This window comes from Microcoleus sp. F4-D5, assembly GCF_036704885.1.
GTDB lineage: Bacteria > Cyanobacteriota > Cyanobacteriia > Cyanobacteriales > Microcoleaceae > Microcoleus.
This window is the reverse complement of the sequence record NZ_JAUBSX010000037.1, coordinates 21,330-42,970: the sequence shown is the minus strand read 5'-3', so window position 1 is coordinate 42,970 and position 21,641 is coordinate 21,330. Positions and strand designations below refer to the sequence as shown.

The following is a 21,641-nucleotide window of genomic DNA, read 5'->3' as shown; positions in this document are numbered from 1 at the left end:
ATTAGCTTTCAGGGTTACGGGCTGTAGTGTTAGCCACAACATATACCCTCCCCGATTGTAGCAACCATTGGCTCTCCTGGGCCGTCGCTGCGGGCGAGCGACCGATTTTGGATTTTCGATTTTGGATTTTCGATTGAATAATCGATCGATTTTGGATTTTGGATTTTGGATTTTGGATTGAATAGTTGACCTCTGTTCCGGGTTATTGAGGGGATGGAGGGGCCTAATCGTCAAGCAGCAGACTGACCGCATTTTTGGTGAAAAGTCCGGAAGTGCGATCGGGTTTTACTGGCCCAAAAGCTACATACTTCTAAAAATCCATCGGCGATCGATTCCCCTCACCCACCACCAAATCCCACAACACATCAATACCTGAGCCGACATATTTTGCATCCTGATGGCGATCGATCCATTGCACGACAGCAGACAAAACCTCGCTTGATTTCAGACCCAACTTACTCAAGGCTTCTGCTGCAAAGTAACGCACCGAGTTATCCCCATCTTCGAGACGTAGCAGCAGCGCAATGATCGCGGCTTCTGAAGCATTTCCCAACCTGCCCAAGGCCGAGGCTGCCTCACGACGCACCCAGTCCTCCCCATCTTCGAGACGTAGCAGCAGGGCACTGATCGCGGCTTCTGAAGCATTTCCCAACCTGCCCAAGGCCGAGGCTGCCTCACGACGCACCCAGTCCTCCCCATCTTCGAGACGTAGCAGCAGGGCACTGATCACGGCTTCTGAAGCATTTCCCAACTTGCCCAACGCTTGTGCTGTGCAGGCACGCACCGAGTTATCCCCATCTTCGAGACGTAGCAGCAGGGCACTGATCGCGGCTTCTGAAGCATTTCCCAACTTGCCCAACGCTTGTGCTGTGCAGGCACGCACCGAGTTATCCCCATCTTCGAGACGTAGCAGCAGGGCACTGATCACGGCTTCTGAAGCATTTCCCAACTTGCCCAAGGATTGTGCTGTTAATAAACGTACATTCTCATTTGCATCTTCGAGACATAACAGCATGGCATTAATGACGGTTTCTGAAGCATTTCCTAAGTCACCCAAGTCGTATGCTGCCCCGGCACGCACATCCTCATTCCCATCTTTGAGACGTAGCAGCAAGGCGCTAATCACAGGTTCTGAGGCATTTCTTAACTCACCCAAGGCTCCTGCTGCCTTACGACGCACCCTGTTATCCTCATCTTCGAGACGTAGCAGTAGAGCATTAATCACGATTTCTGAAGCATTTCCCAACTTGCCCAACCCTTCTGCTGCCTTACGACGCACCGAGTTATCCCCATCTTCGAGACATAGCAGCAGGGCACTGATTATTGATTCTGAAGCATTTCCAAACTTGCCCAACGCTCGTGCTGCCGAGGCACGCACCGAGTTATCCCCATCTTCGAGACGTAACAGCAGGGCATTAATAACGATTTCTGAAGCATTTCCCAACCATCCCAAGGCAAATGCTGCTTGATTACGCACCTTAGCATCCTCATCTTGGAGGCGTAACAACAGAGCATTAATGACAATTTCTGAAGTATTTCTCAACCCTCCCAAAGCTTGTACTGCCTCACGACGCACATCCTCATTCTCATCTTCGAGACGCAGCAACAGAAAACTGATAGCAGCTTCTTTTTCCCCTAATTCGGCTTGATATCTCCACAAGCGATTTCCATCCATACCCCTTGCTTTCAAAAGTTGCAAAGTTTGCGCCTCAAACTCTGTCTCATTCATACTGCAAAGAATTTGAAAAACCTGAGAGCGAACTTTGTTACCAACCTTTCCCTCCCCCCTTACCTCCAACTCAACTAACTTCTCCAAAATCTCCACAATCAAACTGCCATCTACCACCTTTAACTCTTTAATATTTTCAGCAAGACAAGTGCCAGCAAAAAACAAATCACGGTGCAACCATTCCTCGTACTCGCTATTAGCCGCCAAAATTGCCCGCATCGCTTTCGCCGCTTTCTTCGGTTTTTGTTGAGCAATCAACAACAGCAACACTTCCCGCCAGTGAGCATCGTGCAAATTGTCTCGAATATGATTCAAAACAATCTCAAAATCACCGTCATCATCTGCCTGATAGGCAATTTCTTGAACGCACAAATATTCTTGAAAAGTCTTGTGTACAAAAGCGTACAAGTCTTGTCCTTGTTCGTTCAGCAATCCCGTCCGCTGTTGAATAAAATCAACAAATCGTTTAGCTTCTTGTTTTGCCTGGAACCGTTCAACCTGTTTTTTGGTTTTAATATTCTGAGTTAACTGCTCTAACAAATCATCCTGGGCAATCAGCGTTCCGCCTTCAGGATTATCCGTACTACCCTGAGTGTGAATCCAATAGGCGAGAATTTCCATCAGCCGCCGTAAGTCGTCTTCATCTAAACATTTGAATGCCGACTGCTCGGTTATTTTTTTGTTGGCATCCCAACACTTTAATAGTGTCTCCACAGCCTTTTCATAAAGTTTGTGACGCGCCCTCGGCAGTACCGCTTGATAGCGGTGAATCAAAGCAATAATTGTTAGCAACAGCGGATTTCTCGCCAACAATTTAATTCGGTCATTATCAGCTAGAGCTTTTCTAATGCTTTCTTTCCGACGTTGAGCTTCTGCCACATCTCGAACGCGGCTGTCATACCAATGATTAATAAACTCATCAACCTTAGCATTATCAAGCAGTTGTAACTGATAGTGTTCAAACTCCGAACTATTAAAAAAATCGCGCTTATAACCCGCAGGGCGAGAAGTAATAATTGCCAGATTTTGATGGTACTGCCCCAAAAAATTCTCAATTTGCTGCACTACGGCGTAGCGCTTGGATTCTTCTACAACTTCATCCAATCCATCCAACAAAATCATCGCCCTACCGTCTGCCAGCCAATACTCAAAAAAGCCTTCGGGTAGCCGTTTCACGGACATAGTTTTTTCAGCAAACTGGCGGGCATAGTCGAGGAGATTGATATCTGAAAGCCTAGCAAAGTCGCGAATTTTAATCAAAATCGGCAAGCAATCTCTCTCAACATCCCAGCCGAGTTTTTCTGGATAATTCTGAGCCAACATTACCGCAAAAAAGCTCAATAAAGTTGTTTTGCCTGAACCAGGAGCGCCCAGCAATACAAATTTATTTGATTGATTTTGATTCAATAATTGTGATGCTAAAAACTTTCTACCCGAGCGAATCTCTCTCTGCATCTGTTGCAGGTTTTGGCCTTCTACCAATTCTTGTATATCCAAGCGACTATAAGTATTTACCTCTTCCAAGACATCGGGCATTACAAAAATTTGAGCCAATTTTTCCGATTTTTCGATTTCCTGACCTTCGACAGCAATGCCAGCAAACTTAACATCATCAAACCAGTTAGCCAGTTGCTTCAAATAGTCTGCTTTGGCAACTTTAAACCTTAAATAACTACTTGTTTTCTGAAAATAGGTTTCAGCAAAAACCTCCAACCAATCATGCAGTCTTTCGGACTCGAATCTGTCTTGAATTTTCTTATGTTTTGGAACTGTATCCGTAAACGCTTCAACTAAAAACTCAACTTGAGGCATTCCTTGGTCTTTGAAAGGTTTCAGGAGTTCGGGAAGTGCTGCACCCGTCAAGAAACTTTTAAGAAAATCTTCGACGACACCCTGTTCGCAAGCATAGAATAATTCATGAGTTTTCTGGGCAGCTTTGATGCCCCAAGTACAAGCTTTTTCAAAATCGCTAGGATTAAATTTTTTCATAGCTTCTTTGAATCCTATTTCTGCAAGTTTAGGCGCGATTGCTTGTGTTATTTTTAAGCCTAATGCTCCGAATTCAATTATCATGGTAATTTTAAATATTTGTGTTGAAGTTGATGGACATAAACGCAATTATGTCCACCTACGTTGATAATCTCAACTATCTCTAAATTTAGGACACACTTCAAACGCTAATTGCGATCCATAAAAACAAACATCAAACTCAGTGAAAAAATTAGTTCGCCCTAAAAGAATCGGAATATTATTCACCCTAGTCCATGCGAAAACTAACTGAACTGGATCGAAGTCCCCTACTTTTGCCAAGACTAATAACCCTTTCGTTTCAGCACTCGCTAAATTTCCCGCTAAAGTAACAGAAAATCTTTGCTCTTCCCAAATGGCCCCTAATTGCACCCAACATTATAGGGCAAAACATTTACACTAGCTCCTGTATCTAGTAAACCCATAACCTCAACAGAACGATTTTGATAAGTTAGTGTTAAAGGCAAATACGGAACATCAGCTAAAACACCTGATTCATCTCGTCTAGGTTGAAAAGAATATCGCCTACCATTAAACATTTTGAGTTTGTTTTGGTTCTGTTTCTAGTAACTGCATCAATTGCTCTGCTGCACTATTAGAGGTATGCACAGAATACATGATTTCAGCAGATTCATTGCCCATGACAATTCCTTCTTCTTTGGCCAATTCTGCTATTAAAAACAGCATCATTTGAAATTTATCAGCACGGGACAAGTGCCGAAGTTGGGCTAATAATTCAAGATTTGACATAAAACGCCATTGAATTCGTTTTTCCATTTTACCACGACCTTGAGATTTAAACCACTCCAAAACAGTAGTGTCGATCCCTAATTCCTGAACAGGCAAGATGCCTGTTCCACAAAAAAAATCAATGTTTTTGTGAGCCGTAACATCTCAGACCAGATTAAATAACCCTAGTTTGAAACAGGCCTCGGCACTTCGTAAGTCAAAAAGTCATAGGCCATTTTCGTATTCGGAAAAATGGCCTGCGCTTCCTTGAGCAAATCATCCAGGACGATCGCATTTCCAGGAGCGTAACGCGGGCTAAAATGCGTCATAATTAGCTGTTTCGCTCCAGCGATCAAAGCCACTTGAGCCGCCATTGTCGAAGTTGAATGCAGGCGATCGAAAGCCATTTGAGCATCTTGATGAGCAAAAGTAGCTTCGTGCACCAACAAATCAGCATCCTTCGCCAATTCCACCGCCCCCTCACAAAAAACCGTGTCAGTACAATACACAAACTTCCGCCCGATTTGCTCCGGGCCGCAAAAATCACTACCTTTAAACTGTCGCCCGTCCGATAACTTGACCGTCTTTCCTTGTTTTAACTGACCGTAAATAGGCCCGGAAGGAATACCCGCAGCCTTCGCTTTTTCTACATCAAAATGTCCCGGACGGTCTTTCTCAGTTACTCGATAACCAAAAGCAGTAACTCGGTGCTTCAAAGGGCCGCAGCTAACAATATATTCGTCATCTTCATAGATGACTCCCTCGTGACTTTTGTGCACCTTAACCGGATAAGAAAAATGAGTTTGAGAATAGCGAACGCCAGCTTGCAAATATTCTTCAAGTCCCGGAGGCCCGTAAAGATCGATGCGCTTGACATTCCCCGCCAAACCGCAGCTAGCTAGCAAACCCATTAAGCCGAAAATGTGGTCGCCGTGCAGGTGAGTGATGAAAATGCGGCTTAGTTGGCTGACTTTGAGGTCGCTGCGGAGAAACTGGTGCTGAGTTCCTTCGCCGCAGTCAAACAGCCAGAGTTCCGCTCGCTGGGGCAAGCGGAGGGCAATGCTGGAAACGTTGCGCGATCGCGTGGGTACGCCGGAGCTAGTTCCGAGAAATGTAATCTGCAAGAGTCAAATCACCTCAATTAAGTCTTAAAAAATATGTTACATATATCCAGAGTGCGGTCAATCCGACCTAGAGGAAATAGTCGCAGGCAGGAACCGCGATTTATCTCGGTTCCTGCCAACATCTAGTAGATCGAATCATTTTTGACAAGCACACAGGGCGATCGACCCAATTCTAACGTTTTGTTTCTTCCGTTCCCCTTCCTTTTCCCTTACCTTCTCTTTCCTGAAAAATTCTTAAACTCGTACAGCACAGGAGGAAAATTTTCAAATGCAGTCAGGAGTATTTTTTGCTTCCGTTTTTTCGACATTAAAAAAACGCTACTTTTGGATTTCGCTATTGTTTTGGCTGGTAATGGTAGCCCCAGCACAGGCCGCGCTGATCTTGCGAGTGGCGGTACAAGACGGGGCAACTCAGGTAAAAGTCGGCAGTTCTACTAAGGCTGCAATTCGCGACGGTAGCGGGCGCAATTTGGGCGAACTGCCGGCAAACAGTTCTCAGTCTGCTCAATTTCGATCGGGAACAGTGGCGATCGGTCGCTGGGCGGCCAACCAAGTTTGGATCGAGCCGACGGGGAACGGTTATGTTTGGATTGGCGATCGCTGGTATCGGGGACGCACGCTTCTAGTTCCCCAAAAAGGAGGCTTGACTGCCATCAACTACGTGGATATCGAACAATATCTCTACAGCGTTCTCGGCGCCGAAATGAGTGGCAATTGGCCTATTGAAGCTTTGAAAGCCCAAGCAGTCGCCGCCCGTTCCTACGCTATCCACCAGCGCCTCAAAAGCGAAACCGAGCTTTACGACGTGGACAACACTCAGTCTTCGCAGGTTTACAAAGGACTGCAAACAGAATCTTCTGGCACTTATTCGGCAGTCGATGCAACCGCAGGTCAAGTTCTGGCCTACAACGGTCAAATTATTTTAGCCGCTTTTCACTCTGCGTCTGGGGGACATACTGAAAATGTCGAGGATGTTTGGACAGAACCTCTGCCTTACCTGCGTGCTGTTCCTGACTTCGACCAAGGGGCGCCGGTTTACCAATGGAAAGAAAGTTTTTCCCGGGCTCAAATCAGCAATAGGATTTCTGGCGTGGGCAATGTGATCTCGATGAAGCCGGAACGCACTACCGCTCACGGCAGCGTTTTGAGGATGAAAGTAGTCGGAGATGGCGGTTCTAGGGTCATGACTGGCGCCGATTTACGCCGGGTTTTAAATTTGAGGAGTACCCGCTTTACCGTGATTCCTCAGTACGGGGGCGGTGGGAACCCAAGGAACAGGGGCCAAGCTCCTACCGGTTTTCAAGTGAATGGCAAAGGTTTCGGTCACGCTGTGGGAATGAGTCAGTGGGGGGCCTACAATTTGGCCAGGCAGGGATACGGCTACCAGCAGATTTTGTTGCACTATTACCGGGGTACTGCTTTGGCTAGAATTGCAGTGCAGTAACTGCTGGGAATGGGCAAGAAAGAAAGAATCAGGAATAAGCAATAAGGAAGAAGGAAGAATGGGGAAGGGGGAAGGGGGAACGAATAATAGAAAAACAGCTATTCTTGTACCCGTAACTTCCGTGTCGTGAATACAGGGAATTGGGAATTGGGAATTGGAAATTGGGAATTGGGCATGACTGATGACTGATGACTGATGACTAACTACATTAAGGATTGCTATGCAAAAGTGGGAGTATTTATTTGTCGATGCAAATATGTATCCTTTTGGAAACAAGCTGATTAGTTTATATGTAAACGGTGAAGAACAGCGAGATTGGAAACAAGGCTCGCTACATCTATTTGTCAATCAGTTGGGGGACGATGGGTGGGAACTCGTGGGTCTGAGCCACGACTCGAAGTACGACCAAAATAGTTTAATTTTTAAACGCCCTAAGGTTGTTAAAAAAATCAAGAATACGAAAGAATCTCACGCGCCAAAAATTTGACTGTGATATCCTGTCCCAGCGATCGACTCCAATCAAACAGGTTTGCACTCAGGAGTAAAGTTCTCAGAAAATTATGAGAATTTCACTCCTCACTACAAACCTCCGTCGGAGTTGAGATTTACGATCGCCACTTAAGCATAAACCCAGTTTTAGGGACAAAAATACTTCGTTGCAACCATTTGTTCTGGTCAAAAAAACCAATTTTTTGGGTTTTGATTACTCCAGGACTGACGATTTTAGATTCTGGCTCAAAACTGCTAAATCTAAAATCTAAAATCTAAAATCTAAAATCGATCGAGCCTCCGCTGCCATTCGGCATCTATTTTTGCTGACTGTTCTAGTTCTTGTTGGGTTAATTCGGTTTCTGTTGTATAAGCTAAGTCGGTTCCATTCAGAACGTTTTCTGCTGCAAATTCCCGGGCGTAAGCAAGTTTTTGGAGCAAGTTGGCATCTGGTTCATTTAATAACATAGCTCGCTGCTGACGCTCTTGATTGCGGGCTTCTATCCGGCTATTTTTCCACTGAATCCAGAAGTAGCGAATTAAAGGAATTGCGAGAAATCCGACGCCGTAAATTAGCAGCATTGGATAAATAGCGCTGACGAAACCGATAAATCCACTGCCGATCGCACTTTTAGCTAATAAATTTCCTAAAACTAACGCACCGACCAGATTGACGGCCCCTAACCCTGCTGCGAGCATGATTTGTCCTGAACTGGCGTTGCTGAAACGCCACAGCATTTCTCGCAAATAAGCTGCTACTGGTTCAGAATTTCTCTCGGTTGCTGTGGTTTGCAATTGCGGGAAATGGTAGACTATTTGCCCTTCGGGACTGACTTCGGGCCTGCCGTCAAAACGAGCTAGCGCTGGTAGCATGTATTCCTCGTATTCTCGGGCGTATCCCTGTCCGAGATTGTCGAGATACGGGGCAATTTGTTCGGCGGCGACTGCACCTCGATTGTTGCGAATAGCAGTGGCAATATCGCTCCATTTGCGCTCTTCTAGATTTGTATTCGGATTGCCATCTCCAAATAGAAATGAGAAAACTGCTTCCAGAAAACTCATCTCGGGTTTTTGGTCGGTCAAGCGCGATCGCTGCTGGTAGTAAGGTTCGTCATGGTTCCAGTAAAATATCCAGAGTAAGTCGTTCCAGAAGTAGGGAAAAAAGAAAAAACCACCGCCTCTGTCGTTGCCGCCACTATCTCCTCCCCCGTCATTGTCGCTGTTGCTGGAGAGTAAAAGCGCGATCGCAACAAAAATTAAGAGGATAGAAGCTACCAGCACTATGCCAAAAGATATCCGAATCAGGTAAAATAAAACTCGCCAGATTTTTTGCCACCATTCCTGCAACTGCAAGCGCAAGAATTTGTTTCGCAAAATATCTCGAAAGTTTTTGGGAAATACGTAGGCAATATCGCCGGATTCTGCTACTTGCAGGTTGCCGCCTGCTTCGGAGGCTAGGGTTAACAGTTCTCGTTGGGCAAAATTGACATCTAATCCAGCTTTTGCCGCCACGTCTCCAACCGTAACGCGGTAGCCAAGTTGTTCGACGGCTTGCATAATGGTGGGATTCGGAGCCATAGGTTTCTCTCTGTGAAAATTACCCGGTTATTTTTATTATATATTGCGGGAATTCGAGCTGGTTTTGGTGTCCGGGTTGCTGATTTTTTTGCTGCCCTTGACTTTGGGGCAAAATATTGCTAGTGTTTTGCCGAATAACTTTTAACTGTTGGCTAAACCCGGATGGCTTAATAAAACTTTGCATCAAATTTCTCCTCGGCAGGCTATTTACTGGTTGGCCAAAAGGGCAACAGCGGGGGATTGTGAGTAAAGTTAGTATGGTACGGTGCGCGATCGTCCGTTGGCGTTAGCGAATCGATCCGAAGGCAAGCCCTAGAACAGGCTCGCCCCTGCACTCTAAAGCAGAACTTTTCCCTTCGGCGCGGGTTTTTGTAAGTTTTGTGTAGAGTGCCAGAGATATGTTAAAGAAATCTAGTTTTTTTGCAAGTCTTGCAAGACTTATATAAAATAGATAGAGCTTGCGCGGGTGTTAAACCCAAGGGCGTCTTTTAAGGTTCGCACTGGCGATCGAGTATGCTTTTTAGCGCCCTCAACACAACTGCCAACTAAAACAGTTGCGCATAATTTAATAGGAAAACTTTACAGGCTAATTTTGATGATTAGCCGCTAACCAAAGAATCGCATATGCCCAGAACTCAACGCAACGATAACTTTATTGACAAAAGTTTCACGGTAATGGCAGATATCATCCTCAAGATTATGCCGGCCAAAAAGCAGGCGAAGGAAGCTTTTGCTTATTACCGGGATGGTATGTCAGCTCAAGCAGATGGCGAATATGCTGAAGCGCTAGAAAATTATCAGGAAGCGCTGAAGCTGGAGGAAGATCCTTACGATCGCAGTTATGTCTTGTACAATATGGGGCTGATCCATACTAGCAACGGCGAACACGATAAAGCTTTGGAGTATTACGGCGAGGCCCTGGAACTCAATCCGAGACTGCCGCAAGCGCTGAATAATATTGCTGTGATTTATCACTATCAAGGCGAAAAGGAAAAGGAAGCGGGCAATTTTGAAGTGGCGGAAGGGCTGTTTGATAAAGCTGCGGATTATTGGAAAGAGGCTATTCGCTTGGCCCCGAACAATTACATTGAGGTGCAAAATTGGCTGAAGACGACAGGCCGATCGCAGATTGATGTATATTTTTAACTACGATCGGAATGGGGAATGGGGCATTAGTTATTTGTTCTGTGTTTGTTGTTTGTTATTGTTTCTAATAACCAATTCCCCATTCTCGATTCCCGATTCCCCATTCCCGATTCCCCATTCCCGATTTTTATGATTGACAGAGAAGAAGTTCGGAAAGTAGCGAATTTAGCGAGATTGGAATTAACGCCGGAAGAAGAAGAGCAGTTTACCGATCAACTCAACGGTATTTTAGATTATTTCGAGCAGTTGAGCGAACTCGATACCAGTAAGGTGCAGCCGACAACGCGGGCGCTCGATGTTAGTAATGTGATGCGATCGGACGATTTGCAACCTTTTCCTAAGCGAGAAAGTATTTTGGAGGAAGCTCCCGATCGCGATGGGGAGTTTTTTAAAGTGCCTAAGATTATGTAGAGTTCCCGCTACGCATCTAACTGAGGAAAATCTATGCAGGGGCGGGCTAGCAATGCCTACCCCAAAAGCAGATTAAATTAACTGCCGAACAGGTAATAAGTAAGCCCGGTATAAGCCACCCCACAAGCCGATTAAACGGATAGAAACTCAACACAATCTCACTCACAGCGATCGATCTTGAAAGTTCATTTTTGGGGTGACAAATAGTCATGTACGTATTAATTGGTGGAGCAGGAATGATGGGGCTGGGTTTAGCCCAGCAGCTATTAAAAGTCGGTCATACGGTTGCCATCATCGATGCCGACCCGCTTGCCTGTCGCTTTGCTCGTGAAAAAATCGGAGTGATGGCATTTGAAGGCAGTGCGGTGAGTACAACGGTTCTTCTGGAAGCGGGAATTAAACAAGCAAACGCAGTCGTTGCAGCACTCAGGGATGATGCACTCAATTTAGCGCTGATCACCCTATCCAGGAGCTATGGCCTTTCCCATATTGTGGTGCGAATGCGCGATCGCGAATTCATGGAAGCCTATCGACTTGCCGGAGCCAGTCACATCATCAGCACTATTGATTTGGCAGTTGCATCAATGGCGAATGCGATTGAATATCCCCAAATCGAGTCGATGATGCACTTTGAACACGGGCAAGTCGAGGTACTAAAGCTGCCAGTTCCAGGCGATTGCAAGGTGGCAGGTCGCACCGTTGCTCAAATTGCTCAAGACCCCCGCTTTCCTACAGGTTCGCTGATTATTGGTTATCAATGCCATGCCTGCGCCAATCTGGAGATTCCGAACGGCAATACTGTTCTCGAATCAGGCTCTACCATTCTCGTTGTTACTCGTCCAGAGCTAGTTCACCAGATGATTGATTACCTCGGCATTCGCGCTAGTCATCTGCCAACCTTAGAAGTTTCTCATCCAAATCTTTGATGTAAGGCTGAACCAGATCCTCTGGAACAATTCGCTTGCGGAGGGCATCGCTAACGGCTCCTTTCTCTGCTAGGAGCAATCGCCGTCGAATCGTATCTAACCCGCTGCGATCGCCCTCTATTTGCCCGGCCCGATGTTTGTTGTAGAGATCGCGCAGCACTCGCTCAGAGTGTGCTACTCGTGCTTGATACGATGCCCACAACTCTTCGTAAACTGCCTTCGGCAACACCCCAGATTTCAGCAAACTATCTAGCTCATCTTGAGCCGCTTTGGAAGCGATCAACTGAATCTGTAACTGCCCAGCTTCCTGCATAACATCAGAAACACGGCTAATTTTTAGCCGTTTTACCATCCACGGCAAACTCAATCCCTGTCCGACCAAGGAGAATAAAACTGCACCGAACACTAGGGCAATGATGTTATCCCGTCCTGGTAGCGTCAAGGGAATCGCAACAGCTAAGGCCATTGATAGAGACCCTTTAATATTCCCTAAAACCAAAATGTGCTGCCAGCGCAGCGGAATGGGGCGATCGAACCAACGCAGCCCCGCTAAAAACAAATAGACCGAGAGAATCCGTCCCAGTTGATAGGCCAGAATGACGAATAAAATGGATGGCAAAATTCTCCACAGCGTCAGCGGGTTAATTTCAATCCCAATCAGCAGGAAAATAAACGTATTGACGCCAAAACCAGCGTATTCCCAGAAACTCAGCAAGGTAATCCGATCCGAGGCAGACGAACTGCGAGGCAGCCCGAGGTTGCCAAAAACAAGTCCGGTGATGACCACCGCCACCGCGCCCGATACGCCTAAAAATTGTCCGATTTGGAAGGTTCCCAATGCGAGAGCGACGGTTAGCAAAAGGCTGCTCAACGGATCGTTTAAGCGAACAAATATCGGCACGCTCAAGTAACCTAAAACACCCCCGACTACTGCCCCACCTAAGGCAACCACGAGCAGTTCCTTCACGCCTTGTACAGCGGTGAGAGAGCCTGTCGCATAAATTACCAAAACCAAATTAAATGAAATTAGAGCAGCCGCATCATTGAACAGAGTTTCTCCCTCAACAATGGTGGACAGTCGAGAAGGCACGCGGATCTCTTTAAAAACCGCGATCATCGAGACTGTATCAGTGTTTGCCAGAATGACTCCGATCAGCAACGCAGGAATCCAGTCTAGCCCCAGCCCAAATTTAACCAGAACAGCGATAATTGCTGAGGAAAAGATAGAGCCTGGACCCGCCAGCAGGGCGATCGGCTTAAAGGTGCTGCGGAGACGGCTGATATCGGTATTGATCGAGGCTTCAAAAATCAGAATTGGTAGGAAAAGATTTAATACTAAAGAGGGGTCTAAACCAATTCGACGCGACAAGACCTCCGTAATGGGCAGACCTGCTAACACTAAGCCCGTCACATAGGGAATTCGCAACCGTTGGGTTACGAGTGCCACAACAGTTGCCATCAGCAGCAGAACGATCGAGATGATGACCAATTCAGGAATGCCTCCTGCCGTTGGGCTATTTGTAGCAGGATTGCTGCCCAAGGGAGGTGCTTGCGCTACAATCGACTCGATCGCCGATACTCCTGTCATAAACTCGTTTTCCTCAAAGAAATTTACAGATTAACTACGGTTTTAGTCTACAGGAGACCGTTCACTCTGCTGTAGGCGTAACTGCAATTTATGTGGTGTATTTGGATGAATGCCGATGAAGCTGAAACAAGATTTCTGGGTTGGTTGGGCGATCGGGGCGTTTTTATAGTGCAATCTTTTTGGTATATCTGGATGATTTCCCAACCCTTACAGGATGCTAATTGCTCTTAATTGTGCTGGTTTTTATTTTTTTAACAGTCTCTTCTGAAGCATTGCCGACGCGATCGCGGTTGCCGAACCGACGAGTAATGGAAGTTGTAGATCCATCTGTAAGGAGTAGGAGAGCGATCGCCCAAAGCCACCGACAGTCAAATTTTTGAGTGGGTTTTGGACGTTCTGATTCGCGGGACTAAATTCCTTGAAAATCATCGTCCTTTATTACCTTGAATTTAGGTAGCATCACAAACACGCCACGTCACAATCTCCCAACGTTTAAGAACAGGTTCAGCAATCACGATCTCATTTTCTCTTGCCTCCATGACGATCAAATAATCTCCCTGGTTAAATCTGTTATTGTAAATTCTTGCTTGTTCTTCTGGCACCAACCATCCTTGAAATGCGCCATATAGACCGCCAGCAGTTGCAGCAATCCCACTGCCAAAGAAAGTTGCTAAAATGCTTTCCACCGCTAATGCCTGACCAATACCGGGAATTAGCAGGCTGCTGAGTCCAACAATTAAGGCTACTGAACCTAGTCGTATGCTACCTAAGATCGCGCCTACTTGTGCACCTGCTGCTCTTGTGATTAAAATTTTCTGCACACCCAGAGAGTCCAAATCATTATTGTCAGAAGGTTGAGCAATCACTGAAATCTTGTGCATGGGGAAGCCCCTGCTTTTTAGCTCAACTAGCGCCTGCTTTACGTTTCGATGATTGGTAAATAGGCCGCTAGCACGTTTGAGATTTTGGGAAGTCATGAGAAATATTCAATATTCAACGCTACAAAATTCGTAAATAGTGTGTAAAGCCGCTGTGAATGGCCGCATCACAAAAACCGCTTATACCGAATCAGGGTTTGGAGATCCTGTTATTCTTTAGTCGGCTCAGGCCGACTTTGTTTGACAAAGAGCGGTTTCAACCGCCGATCGACCGACAGGATGACAAACCAGGATTTAGTATTAATTCAGAGGTGCAAAACGCTTTAGCAAAGCTGACAAAGCAATCATTGGCAATCCGAATCCGATACAAATTAAGCCTTGGATTGTATTCAAAGCTTGAGTATCGAATAACTGATTCATAATGCCCCATTGGCTAAACAGGAATTGGAGAATGAAAATAGCCCCAATGCCGATCGCCACAGCATAGCTAACTGATTCATCTTTACCGCGCAGTTTGGCGACGAGCCCCGGAACAAAGCGGCTAATGCTTAACAGGTAAAAAGCTTCGGCAGCAACCAACGCTTGAATTGCCATCGTCCGGGCTAGAGCTTCGTTGCCTGTGGTTTGGACGATCCATTCAAACATCCCAAAGATCGCAATCCAGTTAAATACCGAAACTGTCAGAATTCGAGCCGTCAGCCTGCGAGACAGAAGCGGTTCATTGGCCGGTCGAGGCGGATGTTGCATGACATCGGGAGAGGGCGGCTCAAATGCCAGCGGTAAGCTCAACGCAACTGAACTGACCATATTCAGCCAGAGAATTTGTACTGGCAAAATGGGTAGGGGGGTTGCCAAAAGTACGGCAATCAAGATGGTCATCGACTCGCCACCATTGACTGGCAAAATGAAAGCGATCGCCCGCAGCAGATTCTTATAAACCGTGCGCCCTTCCTCAACTGCTTTCTCGATCGAAGCAAAGTTGTCGTCTGTCAACAGCATATCCGCTGCTTCTTTTGTGACTTCGGTGCCCGTGATGCCCATCGCTACCCCAATGTCAGCTTGCTTCAAGGCGGGAGCATCGTTAACTCCATCTCCAGTCATCGCCACAATCTCGCCCTTAGACTGAAGTGCTTCGACAATGCGGAGCTTTTGTTCAGGCGCTACACGAGCAAACACGCTGCTTTGTTCCACAGCATTGGCGAATTGCTGCTGATTCATTTGAGCGAGTTCTTGACCGGTAAAAACGGGAGCTTCTTGGGTTTGATTCAGTCCCATTTGGTGCGCGATCGCTGCTGCTGTTTTGGCATGGTCGCCCGTAATCATCTTGACCTGAATTCCCGCAGACCGACAGGCTTGAATCGCTTGAATTGCTTCGGGGCGAGGCGGGTCGATCATGCCTTGCAGCCCCAGAAAAGTTAACCCTTGCTCAATATCAGAATGGTCAATAGAAGATTGAGCAGCGGGTACAACTTTCTTGGCAAGTGCCAGAACTCGCAGCCCTTTTTTTGCCATCCTCTCCACGGCTTGCTCGATCGGCGCCCTGTTGAGAGATATCGCCTCTCCCTCTTCATCGAGCATCTGCCGACACCGCTTGAGAATTGCCTCAATTGAACCCTTGACATAAATCAACCGTTGTGGACGATCGTCATGTAAGGTTGCCATGTATTGAAACTGAGATTCAAACGGCAGTGTATCGATCCGGGAAAGCGATTCCTCCAATTTCTCAGTAATTAACCCCGCTTTTTGGGCTACCGCAACCAGCGCCCCTTCCGTGGGACTACCGACTACAGTCCAGTTTCCATCTTGCACTTCTAGATGCGAATCGTTGCACAACAGTCCTGCTTGCAGGCATTCATATAAGGCAGGCGCGTTCGTTAAGTCAACGGAATGTCCGTTTACAGAAATTTCCCCGTCTGGTGCATATCCTCCACCGCTAACCCGATATCGCTTGCCACCGGCATCGATCTCTTGAACAGTCATTTGATTCTCTGTCAAGGTTCCGGTTTTGTCGGAACAAATCACGGTGGTGCTGCCCAGCGTCTCAATTGCCGGAAGTTTGCGAATAATGGCGTGTTGGTTTGCCATTCGGGAAACCCCGATCGCCAGCGTCACCGTTAAAATCGCGGGCAAGCCTTCAGGAATTGCGCTGACGGCAAGCGCCACAGATGCCTTGAACACCTCAACCCAAGAAAATCTCTGGGCAATGCCTGCAGCAAAGGTGAAGGCAGCCAAACCTAAAATGACATAGAGCAAGGTTTTGCTAAATTTGTCAATTTTGCGACTCAGTGGAGTTTCCAGTGCGGTGCTTTGCTGCATGAGTTGGGAGATGTGTCCGGTCTCAGTCATCTCGCCAATGCTGACGACCAGTCCGCGTCCCTGTCCAAACGTTACCAGGCTTCCGGTATACGCCATGTTCGTGCGATCGGCCAGTGCAGCGTCTGCCTCTAGCGCCCGGGATTCCTTCTCAACGGGGACAGATTCTCCCGTTAACGCTGACTCATCGACTTGTAAGTCACGGACTTCGATCAGGCGCAGATCGGCAGACACTTTATCCCCAGAAGACAGCAAGACGAGATCGCCAGGAACCAGTTCGCTGGATGAAACCACTTGCTTTTGACCGTGGCGGAGAATGGTTGCCTCGGTTGCAACAGATTTTGCTAAAGCGGAGATCGCATTTTCTGCCTTTGATTCTTGAACAAAACCAATGGTGGCATTCGTCAGAGCCACCCCCAAAATTACCCCTGAATCAATCCACTCTTTCAGAAATGCTGTAACTATCCCAGCAGCTAACAAAATGTAGATTAGCGGCTGATTCAGTTGCTGCAAAAATCGCAACCAGGCACTTTGCGGCTTCTGAGCCTTTAGTTGATTGGGACCGAGGATCTCGCGCCGTTGGGCTGACACGTCGGAAGATAGGCCTATTTCCAGGTCGGTCTCTAAAATCCGAGCCACTTTCTCGACAGAGAGGTGATGCCAAGAGTGTTCTAGTAATTTTTCTACATTGGTTGCAGTCATAACGTTTCTTGTCAAGCCAAGTGCTTCTCTGTTATTTCGTCTTGTTTCTAGCTTCATTGATGAAAGTGAGGGAAAAATGATCGATAGATTTCTGTCGATCACATTTGGATCACATTTGCTTCCTACACTTAGGCAGAGAACCGATTGAGATAACTTATAGATTTGACAACCTTAGTTCACTAGATGTGATTTATTGTTGCCTTTTATTAATAGAGTTGTAAAAAGCATTCCTTTTGATGGATGAACTATCGTACATTCACTTGTTAAGTTGAAAGACTAAAAGACTTCATGCTGAGGTAGATCGGCAAAATTGCGTTTCACAACAAACAAAACAAACAAAGAATATGCAATTATTAAAGCTATTTGTGGAAGGAATCAGTGTCAGCACAGTTGCAATTTTGGGTTTAGGTGCTTGCACCCCCCCCAATACTTCACAGACAACTGTTCCATCTACTTCTGCTCCCACAACTGCCACTGGAAATACGACTGCTCCAACCGCTCCTGCGCCTGCAACCACGCCCGCACAGACGGCTCAGAATCAAGACATTGACGATATTGCCGATCGCGTAGAAGAGGCCTTAGACTCCGATGCCACCCTGAAGCAATTCGATTTAGACGCAGACGATCGGGATAATTCGATTGTGTTAACAGGGCGCGTTCAAACGGCAGAACAAAAATCATTGGCAGAACAAATTGCTCGGCAAACTGCAGCGAATGTTTCCATAAATAACGAAATCGTCGTTCAGTAGTTCTTAATCCTCAAGCGGCAAGAGTATTTGGCGCTTCTTGCCGCTTGAGGAATTGCTCGATCGCGGCGAGGAAACTTATGGATTTGCCGACATTATTTGACTGGATGCGATCGCAATATTGAAACAATAAACTTAGTCAACGATCTCGTAACGAACTAACTGGCGAACATTTTGACGCGATAACTGTAGTTCTTGCGCGATCGCTGCCTCTATCTGGGTTGCGTCAGTCATTGGCAATTCTAATTCCAATCGCTTCAAAATCGGTTCTGCTGTTTCTACCGCAACTTGGGTTGTTCCTTGTTTTCGGTTAATCACCGCGTTGATCAGCAATATATTGACAGACACCGTTGCTTTAAGCTGGGTATCTGCCTGAAGTTTATTTTTAACGATCTTGGGTTGTTGTAATTCTTGAGCCATTAGGAAACTGGAACCAACCCAAAAGGCGATCGCCACAAACGGTAGCGGCAACCAAAATTCTGCGCCTGATGCTTTTAGCCAACGTTTAGTAACCTGCCACATACTACACCTATCTGTTTTAAACGCTTGGCCCGCGATCTATTTGCAATTTAGTGGAGCGATCGCTCTGCTGAAATCCTACTCAAGGGAGATGCGTCAACTGTTCCAGTTCGATATTAACACCGATTAGCGATGTGGGCCGAACAAAATTACAGCGGTTCCCATCAGGGAAATTGTAACACCAAGCAAGTCCCACTTATCTGGCTTAACTCCTTCGATGAGCCACAACCAAACCAGAGATCCAAGAATGTAAATACCGACCTAGGCAGCATATACTCTTCCAGCATTTGAAGCATTGACTTGAGTTAGAGAAAGCGCAAAACTGATTAAAGCTAAAATGCCTGGAACAATCCACAAAATACTCTTTTCAAGTCTCACCCATGCCCAGAAAGCGTAACACCCGGAGATTTCTCCTAAAGCTGCAAGTAGAAAAAAAGCAAGTGTTGGCATTTTTAGATTAATGCTTAAAATAGGTAAATTCCATCAGCATATAAATGTTATAAGCTAAATAAAAGAAATATATGAGAATCCTACTTGTGGAGGACGACCCAAAGCAACTGATGCCGCTTCAAACAGTGCTGTCTCAAGCAGGACATAGTGTGGATGGGGTAAAAGATGGAGAGACGGCACAGTGGCTGTTATCAGAAAAAGAATATGATTTGTTGATTTTGGACTGGATGTTGCCACATATCAGTGGGGTAAATCTCTGCCGTCAATATCGATCGGCAGGGAAAACAGCGCCGATTTTGATGATCACGGCAAGAGACACCACGCCTGAAAAAGTGACCGGGTTAGACGCAGGTGCAGATGATTACCTGGTGAAACCGATCGACTTGGTTGAATTCATGGCACGAGTGCGGGCCTTAAGACGGCGATCGCCCCTTTGGCAAGGAGATACGCTCAGCCTTGAGGATCTGCACCTCCACCTCGATACTCTGACTGTGGAGCGAAAAGGTGCAACCGTTTCCCTCTCCAGTCGAGAGTTTCAGTTGTTCGAGTATTTTATGCGCCATCCCCGGCAAGTTTTGACTCGGAATCAGATTGAACAAGCTGTGTGGGAATGGGGGACCCAACCAGAGAGCAATGCGATCGCGGTTCTAATTCGCAAACTCCGCCAGCGCTTGCAGGCTGTAGGATCGGCAGACTGGATTGAGAGCATTTACGGTATGGGTTATCGCCTCACTTCCCCTGAAAAGTAACGATCGTAAAAGCAAGCCGTGTTTAATCAAAGTCGTCGCAATTTGGCTCGTTGGTTCACCCTTTCAATGGGAAGCATTCTCGTGCTGTTTGCGGGGGCAATTTATCAGATTGAGATAAAAGATAAACTAGAAGCCCTTGACCTACTGCTTTATGACAAAACTAGAGTCATGGCTGCCAGCGTGTATTATGAAGTTCGCCAAAACCAGAACCAGGTCGATCTGAGTCATGTCCCCTTGTTAGGCACTGGGTCTCATCCCCTTGCAGAAGATCTGATTTATGTGCGCTGGTATAACGCACAAAGGCGGCTAGTTCGTTTTTTTGGGACTCCTCCATCAGAGCAGTTAAATACGCCTTTTGGTTATCTCACAGTTCGATCGACTGACCCACTTTTGGGACAAGGAATCTGGCTGCGTCAGGTGACATTGCCAGTCGAAGGCAGAACCGGGGTGCTTGGCTATCTTCAGGTGGCAACTCCCCTGACAGAAACTCAAAACAGGCTGACTCAGCTTCAGATTGTCCTAACTCTCGCCGTCCCGATCGCACTGGCCTTAATTGCCCTCACAGGTTGGTTTCTCAGCGGGCGGGCCATGCAACCGATTCGGCAAGCCTATCAACAGCTTCAGCGCTTTACAGCCGATGCTTCTCACGAGTTGCGATCGCCCCTCTCTGCCATCCTCACCAATGCCCAGCTTGGGTTAATGATTGCGACTGATGACTCGCGCTACCACCCCCCCTTGGAAAACATTGTAGACAGTGCCAAATCAATGGGACTGCTGGTGAATAATTTGCTGCTGTTGGCCCGTCATCAAGGACGGCTTGTGCCTGAATCGCTCAAGTTACTCAATCTCAACGATCTGCTGGGCAATTTAGCAACCGAGTTCGCTCCGCTTGCACAATCTCAAAACCTCAAACTAACCTACAAACCTTCTCAGCAGCGGAGCGAATTGTGGGCTGACCCTGATTTGCTAAGGCAGGTAGTCGAAAACTTGCTCAACAATGCCTGTAAATACACGCCTGCTGGAGGAATGGTACAATTACGCTTAATTTCCCATCCAGGCTGGGCAATCATTCAGGTACTCGACACGGGCATCGGCATTCCAGAAGCGGACTTGCCCTATATTTTCGATCGCTTCTATCGGGTGGACACTGAGCGATCGCTCGATAGTGGTGGATTTGGACTGGGGTTAGCGATCGTCCAACAGATTGTCGAGGCCCACGGTGGAAAAATTCATGTTACGAGTGAAGTGGGCAAAGGCTCAACGTTTCAGATTGAACTGCCGCTCAAACCTTATCGCTAAGCCGCCTCAAACGAGAAAGTGCACTCTGCTGCAGGCGTAACTGCAATGTATGTGGTGTATTTGGATGGATGCCGATGAAGCTGAAACAGCATTTCTGGGTTGGTTGGGCGATCGGGGCGATCGTCATTACCTCTTGTTGGGACCAAACTACCTCACAAAGGCAACAACCTGATATAAAACGTGAAACCTCACTGAGAACAGTCACGTTAGATAAAACAAAAGTTGTGATGGGACAAACCGTATATGTCCCTATTTACTCGCATATTTATCACTACAACAGCCAAAATAATGTGATGAATTTGTCAGCCACGCTCAGTATCCGCAATACGGATCTGACAAATTCTATTATTATCACTTCTGTGCGTTACTACGATACCGATGGGAAATTGATTAGGCAGGATATTAAGAGTCCTGTAGAACTCAAGCCGCTTGCTTCCACAGATTTTTTCATTGCTGCAGATGATACAAGTGGAGGCTCAGGTGCAAACTTTATTGTGGAGTGGGTTGCAGAAAAAACGGTTTATGAGCCTGTCATTGAAGCTGTCATGATTAGTACCTCTTCTTCTCAGGGCATTTCATTTGTCAGCCCAGCTAAAGTTCTCAAGCAACACAAGATGCAGAAGTGATTTTAGAGGATTAGATTATTGCTATCGAAGGTAGTTTCCGAGTATCCTAGAAGGGATTGATATCATGGACGATCGATTGACCATAATATCCCGGTCGGGCGGGTTTTTGAGATTGGAGATTGTTGGCAGATATTGGCAGGTTTACCCGCCCCTACCTGATGTCTGGT

General features: G+C 46.6%; 18 protein-coding genes and 1 pseudogene. 9 read left to right on the top strand and 10 right to left on the bottom strand.

What is annotated here, in order from left to right:
* Window positions 1-310: 310 nt before the first annotated feature.
* From QUA80_RS18270 to QUA80_RS18260, 3 genes are all read right to left on the bottom strand, one after another.
* Window positions 311-3,802 (bottom strand): HEAT repeat domain-containing protein, encoded by a 3,492-nt coding sequence (locus QUA80_RS18270; RefSeq protein WP_333426532.1) that lies wholly within the window; start codon window positions 3,800-3,802, stop codon window positions 311-313.
* A 486-nt stretch (window positions 3,803-4,288) separates the two neighbouring features.
* A complete protein-coding gene (locus QUA80_RS18265) occupies window positions 4,289-4,603 on the bottom strand; it encodes a hypothetical protein (protein WP_333426531.1) in 315 nt (104 codons plus the stop codon).
* Between the two features lie 68 nt (window positions 4,604-4,671).
* A complete protein-coding gene (locus QUA80_RS18260) occupies window positions 4,672-5,610 on the bottom strand; it encodes a ribonuclease Z (protein ID WP_333426530.1) in 939 nt (312 codons plus the stop codon).
* Between the two features lie 268 nt (window positions 5,611-5,878).
* Between QUA80_RS18260 and QUA80_RS18255 the strand changes: the two genes are divergently transcribed.
* The gene (locus tag QUA80_RS18255; RefSeq protein WP_333426529.1) at window positions 5,879-7,054 is read left to right on the top strand and encodes a SpoIID/LytB domain-containing protein; all 1,176 of its coding nucleotides are present in this window, start codon (window positions 5,879-5,881) and stop codon (window positions 7,052-7,054) included.
* 220 nt (window positions 7,055-7,274) lie between these two features.
* The gene (locus tag QUA80_RS18250; protein WP_333426528.1) at window positions 7,275-7,541 is read left to right on the top strand and encodes a hypothetical protein; all 267 of its coding nucleotides are present in this window, start codon (window positions 7,275-7,277) and stop codon (window positions 7,539-7,541) included.
* A 284-nt stretch (window positions 7,542-7,825) separates the two neighbouring features.
* Here QUA80_RS18250 and QUA80_RS18245 read toward each other — a convergent pair whose 3' ends face one another.
* Window positions 7,826-9,121, bottom strand: a complete 1,296-nt coding sequence (locus QUA80_RS18245) for a hypothetical protein (RefSeq protein ID WP_333426527.1) — start codon at window positions 9,119-9,121, stop codon at window positions 7,826-7,828.
* Between the two features lie 624 nt (window positions 9,122-9,745).
* Between QUA80_RS18245 and QUA80_RS18240 the strand changes: the two genes are divergently transcribed.
* From QUA80_RS18240 to QUA80_RS18230, 3 genes are all read left to right on the top strand, one after another.
* A complete protein-coding gene (locus QUA80_RS18240) occupies window positions 9,746-10,267 on the top strand; it encodes a photosystem I assembly protein Ycf3 (RefSeq protein ID WP_333426526.1) in 522 nt (173 codons plus the stop codon).
* Window positions 10,268-10,396: 129 nt separating this feature from the next.
* Window positions 10,397-10,678 (top strand): Asp-tRNA(Asn)/Glu-tRNA(Gln) amidotransferase subunit GatC, encoded by a 282-nt coding sequence (gene gatC, locus QUA80_RS18235; protein WP_333426525.1) that lies wholly within the window; start codon window positions 10,397-10,399, stop codon window positions 10,676-10,678.
* A 209-nt stretch (window positions 10,679-10,887) separates the two neighbouring features.
* Window positions 10,888-11,604 (top strand): TrkA family potassium uptake protein, encoded by a 717-nt coding sequence (locus tag QUA80_RS18230; protein ID WP_333426524.1) that lies wholly within the window; start codon window positions 10,888-10,890, stop codon window positions 11,602-11,604.
* On the opposite strand, the gene QUA80_RS18225 is transcribed toward QUA80_RS18230, so the two are convergent.
* From QUA80_RS18225 to QUA80_RS18210, 4 genes are all read right to left on the bottom strand, one after another.
* Complete coding sequence (locus QUA80_RS18225) at window positions 11,561-13,192, bottom strand: sodium:proton antiporter (RefSeq protein WP_333426523.1); 1,632 nt, start codon at window positions 13,190-13,192, stop codon at window positions 11,561-11,563. The two genes, QUA80_RS18230 and QUA80_RS18225, sit on opposite strands and share 44 nt — an antisense overlap.
* Window positions 13,193-13,435: 243 nt before the next feature.
* A complete protein-coding gene (locus tag QUA80_RS18220; protein WP_333426522.1) occupies window positions 13,436-13,621 on the bottom strand; it encodes a hypothetical protein in 186 nt (61 codons plus the stop codon).
* A 20-nt stretch (window positions 13,622-13,641) separates the two neighbouring features.
* Window positions 13,642-14,169, bottom strand: coding sequence for a hypothetical protein (locus tag QUA80_RS18215; protein WP_333426521.1), 528 nt, complete (start codon window positions 14,167-14,169; stop codon window positions 13,642-13,644).
* A gap of 201 nt (window positions 14,170-14,370) precedes the next feature.
* The gene (locus tag QUA80_RS18210; protein ID WP_333426520.1) at window positions 14,371-17,085 is read right to left on the bottom strand and encodes a cation-transporting P-type ATPase; all 2,715 of its coding nucleotides are present in this window, start codon (window positions 17,083-17,085) and stop codon (window positions 14,371-14,373) included.
* Window positions 17,086-17,429: 344 nt separating this feature from the next.
* Between QUA80_RS18210 and QUA80_RS18205 the strand changes: the two genes are divergently transcribed.
* Window positions 17,430-17,834 (top strand): BON domain-containing protein, encoded by a 405-nt coding sequence (locus tag QUA80_RS18205; protein WP_333426519.1) that lies wholly within the window; start codon window positions 17,430-17,432, stop codon window positions 17,832-17,834.
* 132 nt (window positions 17,835-17,966) lie between these two features.
* Here QUA80_RS18205 and QUA80_RS18200 read toward each other — a convergent pair whose 3' ends face one another.
* Complete coding sequence (locus tag QUA80_RS18200; protein ID WP_333426518.1) at window positions 17,967-18,353, bottom strand: hypothetical protein; 387 nt, start codon at window positions 18,351-18,353, stop codon at window positions 17,967-17,969.
* Window positions 18,354-18,476: 123 nt separating this feature from the next.
* Window positions 18,477-18,800 (bottom strand): annotated as a pseudogene (locus QUA80_RS18195) (YnfA family protein).
* A gap of 71 nt (window positions 18,801-18,871) precedes the next feature.
* On the opposite strand from QUA80_RS18195, the gene rppA reads away from it, so the two are divergent.
* The 3 genes from rppA (at window position 18,872) to QUA80_RS18180 (ending at window position 21,474) form a co-directional block, all read left to right on the top strand.
* Window positions 18,872-19,549, top strand: a complete 678-nt coding sequence (gene rppA, locus QUA80_RS18190) for a two-component system response regulator RppA (protein WP_333426517.1) — start codon at window positions 18,872-18,874, stop codon at window positions 19,547-19,549.
* A gap of 18 nt (window positions 19,550-19,567) precedes the next feature.
* The gene (locus QUA80_RS18185; protein WP_333426516.1) at window positions 19,568-20,848 is read left to right on the top strand and encodes a HAMP domain-containing sensor histidine kinase; all 1,281 of its coding nucleotides are present in this window, start codon (window positions 19,568-19,570) and stop codon (window positions 20,846-20,848) included.
* 74 nt (window positions 20,849-20,922) lie between these two features.
* On the top strand, window positions 20,923-21,474 hold the full coding sequence (locus tag QUA80_RS18180) for a DUF3124 domain-containing protein (RefSeq protein WP_333426515.1): 552 nt from the start codon (window positions 20,923-20,925) through the stop codon (window positions 21,472-21,474).
* Window positions 21,475-21,641: the final 167 nt, after the last annotated feature.

Coding starts and splice junctions, on each gene's coding strand:
- QUA80_RS18230 (WP_333426524.1), top strand. CDS start 10,888: ATGTACGTATTAATTGGTGGAGCAGGAATGATGGGGCTGGGTTTAGCC.
- QUA80_RS18180 (WP_333426515.1), top strand. CDS start 20,923: ATGAAGCTGAAACAGCATTTCTGGGTTGGTTGGGCGATCGGGGCGATC.
- QUA80_RS18205 (WP_333426519.1), top strand. CDS start 17,430: ATGCAATTATTAAAGCTATTTGTGGAAGGAATCAGTGTCAGCACAGTT.
- QUA80_RS18250 (WP_333426528.1), top strand. CDS start 7,275: ATGCAAAAGTGGGAGTATTTATTTGTCGATGCAAATATGTATCCTTTT.
- QUA80_RS18255 (WP_333426529.1), top strand. CDS start 5,879: ATGCAGTCAGGAGTATTTTTTGCTTCCGTTTTTTCGACATTAAAAAAA.
- rppA (WP_333426517.1), top strand. CDS start 18,872: ATGAGAATCCTACTTGTGGAGGACGACCCAAAGCAACTGATGCCGCTT.
- QUA80_RS18270 (WP_333426532.1), bottom strand. CDS start 3,802: ATGATAATTGAATTCGGAGCATTAGGCTTAAAAATAACACAAGCAATC.
- gatC (WP_333426525.1), top strand. CDS start 10,397: ATGATTGACAGAGAAGAAGTTCGGAAAGTAGCGAATTTAGCGAGATTG.
- QUA80_RS18200 (WP_333426518.1), bottom strand. CDS start 18,353: ATGTGGCAGGTTACTAAACGTTGGCTAAAAGCATCAGGCGCAGAATTT.
- QUA80_RS18240 (WP_333426526.1), top strand. CDS start 9,746: ATGCCCAGAACTCAACGCAACGATAACTTTATTGACAAAAGTTTCACG.
- QUA80_RS18220 (WP_333426522.1), bottom strand. CDS start 13,621: ATGATTTTCAAGGAATTTAGTCCCGCGAATCAGAACGTCCAAAACCCA.
- QUA80_RS18225 (WP_333426523.1), bottom strand. CDS start 13,192: ATGACAGGAGTATCGGCGATCGAGTCGATTGTAGCGCAAGCACCTCCC.
- QUA80_RS18245 (WP_333426527.1), bottom strand. CDS start 9,121: ATGGCTCCGAATCCCACCATTATGCAAGCCGTCGAACAACTTGGCTAC.
- QUA80_RS18215 (WP_333426521.1), bottom strand. CDS start 14,169: ATGACTTCCCAAAATCTCAAACGTGCTAGCGGCCTATTTACCAATCAT.
- QUA80_RS18210 (WP_333426520.1), bottom strand. CDS start 17,085: ATGACTGCAACCAATGTAGAAAAATTACTAGAACACTCTTGGCATCAC.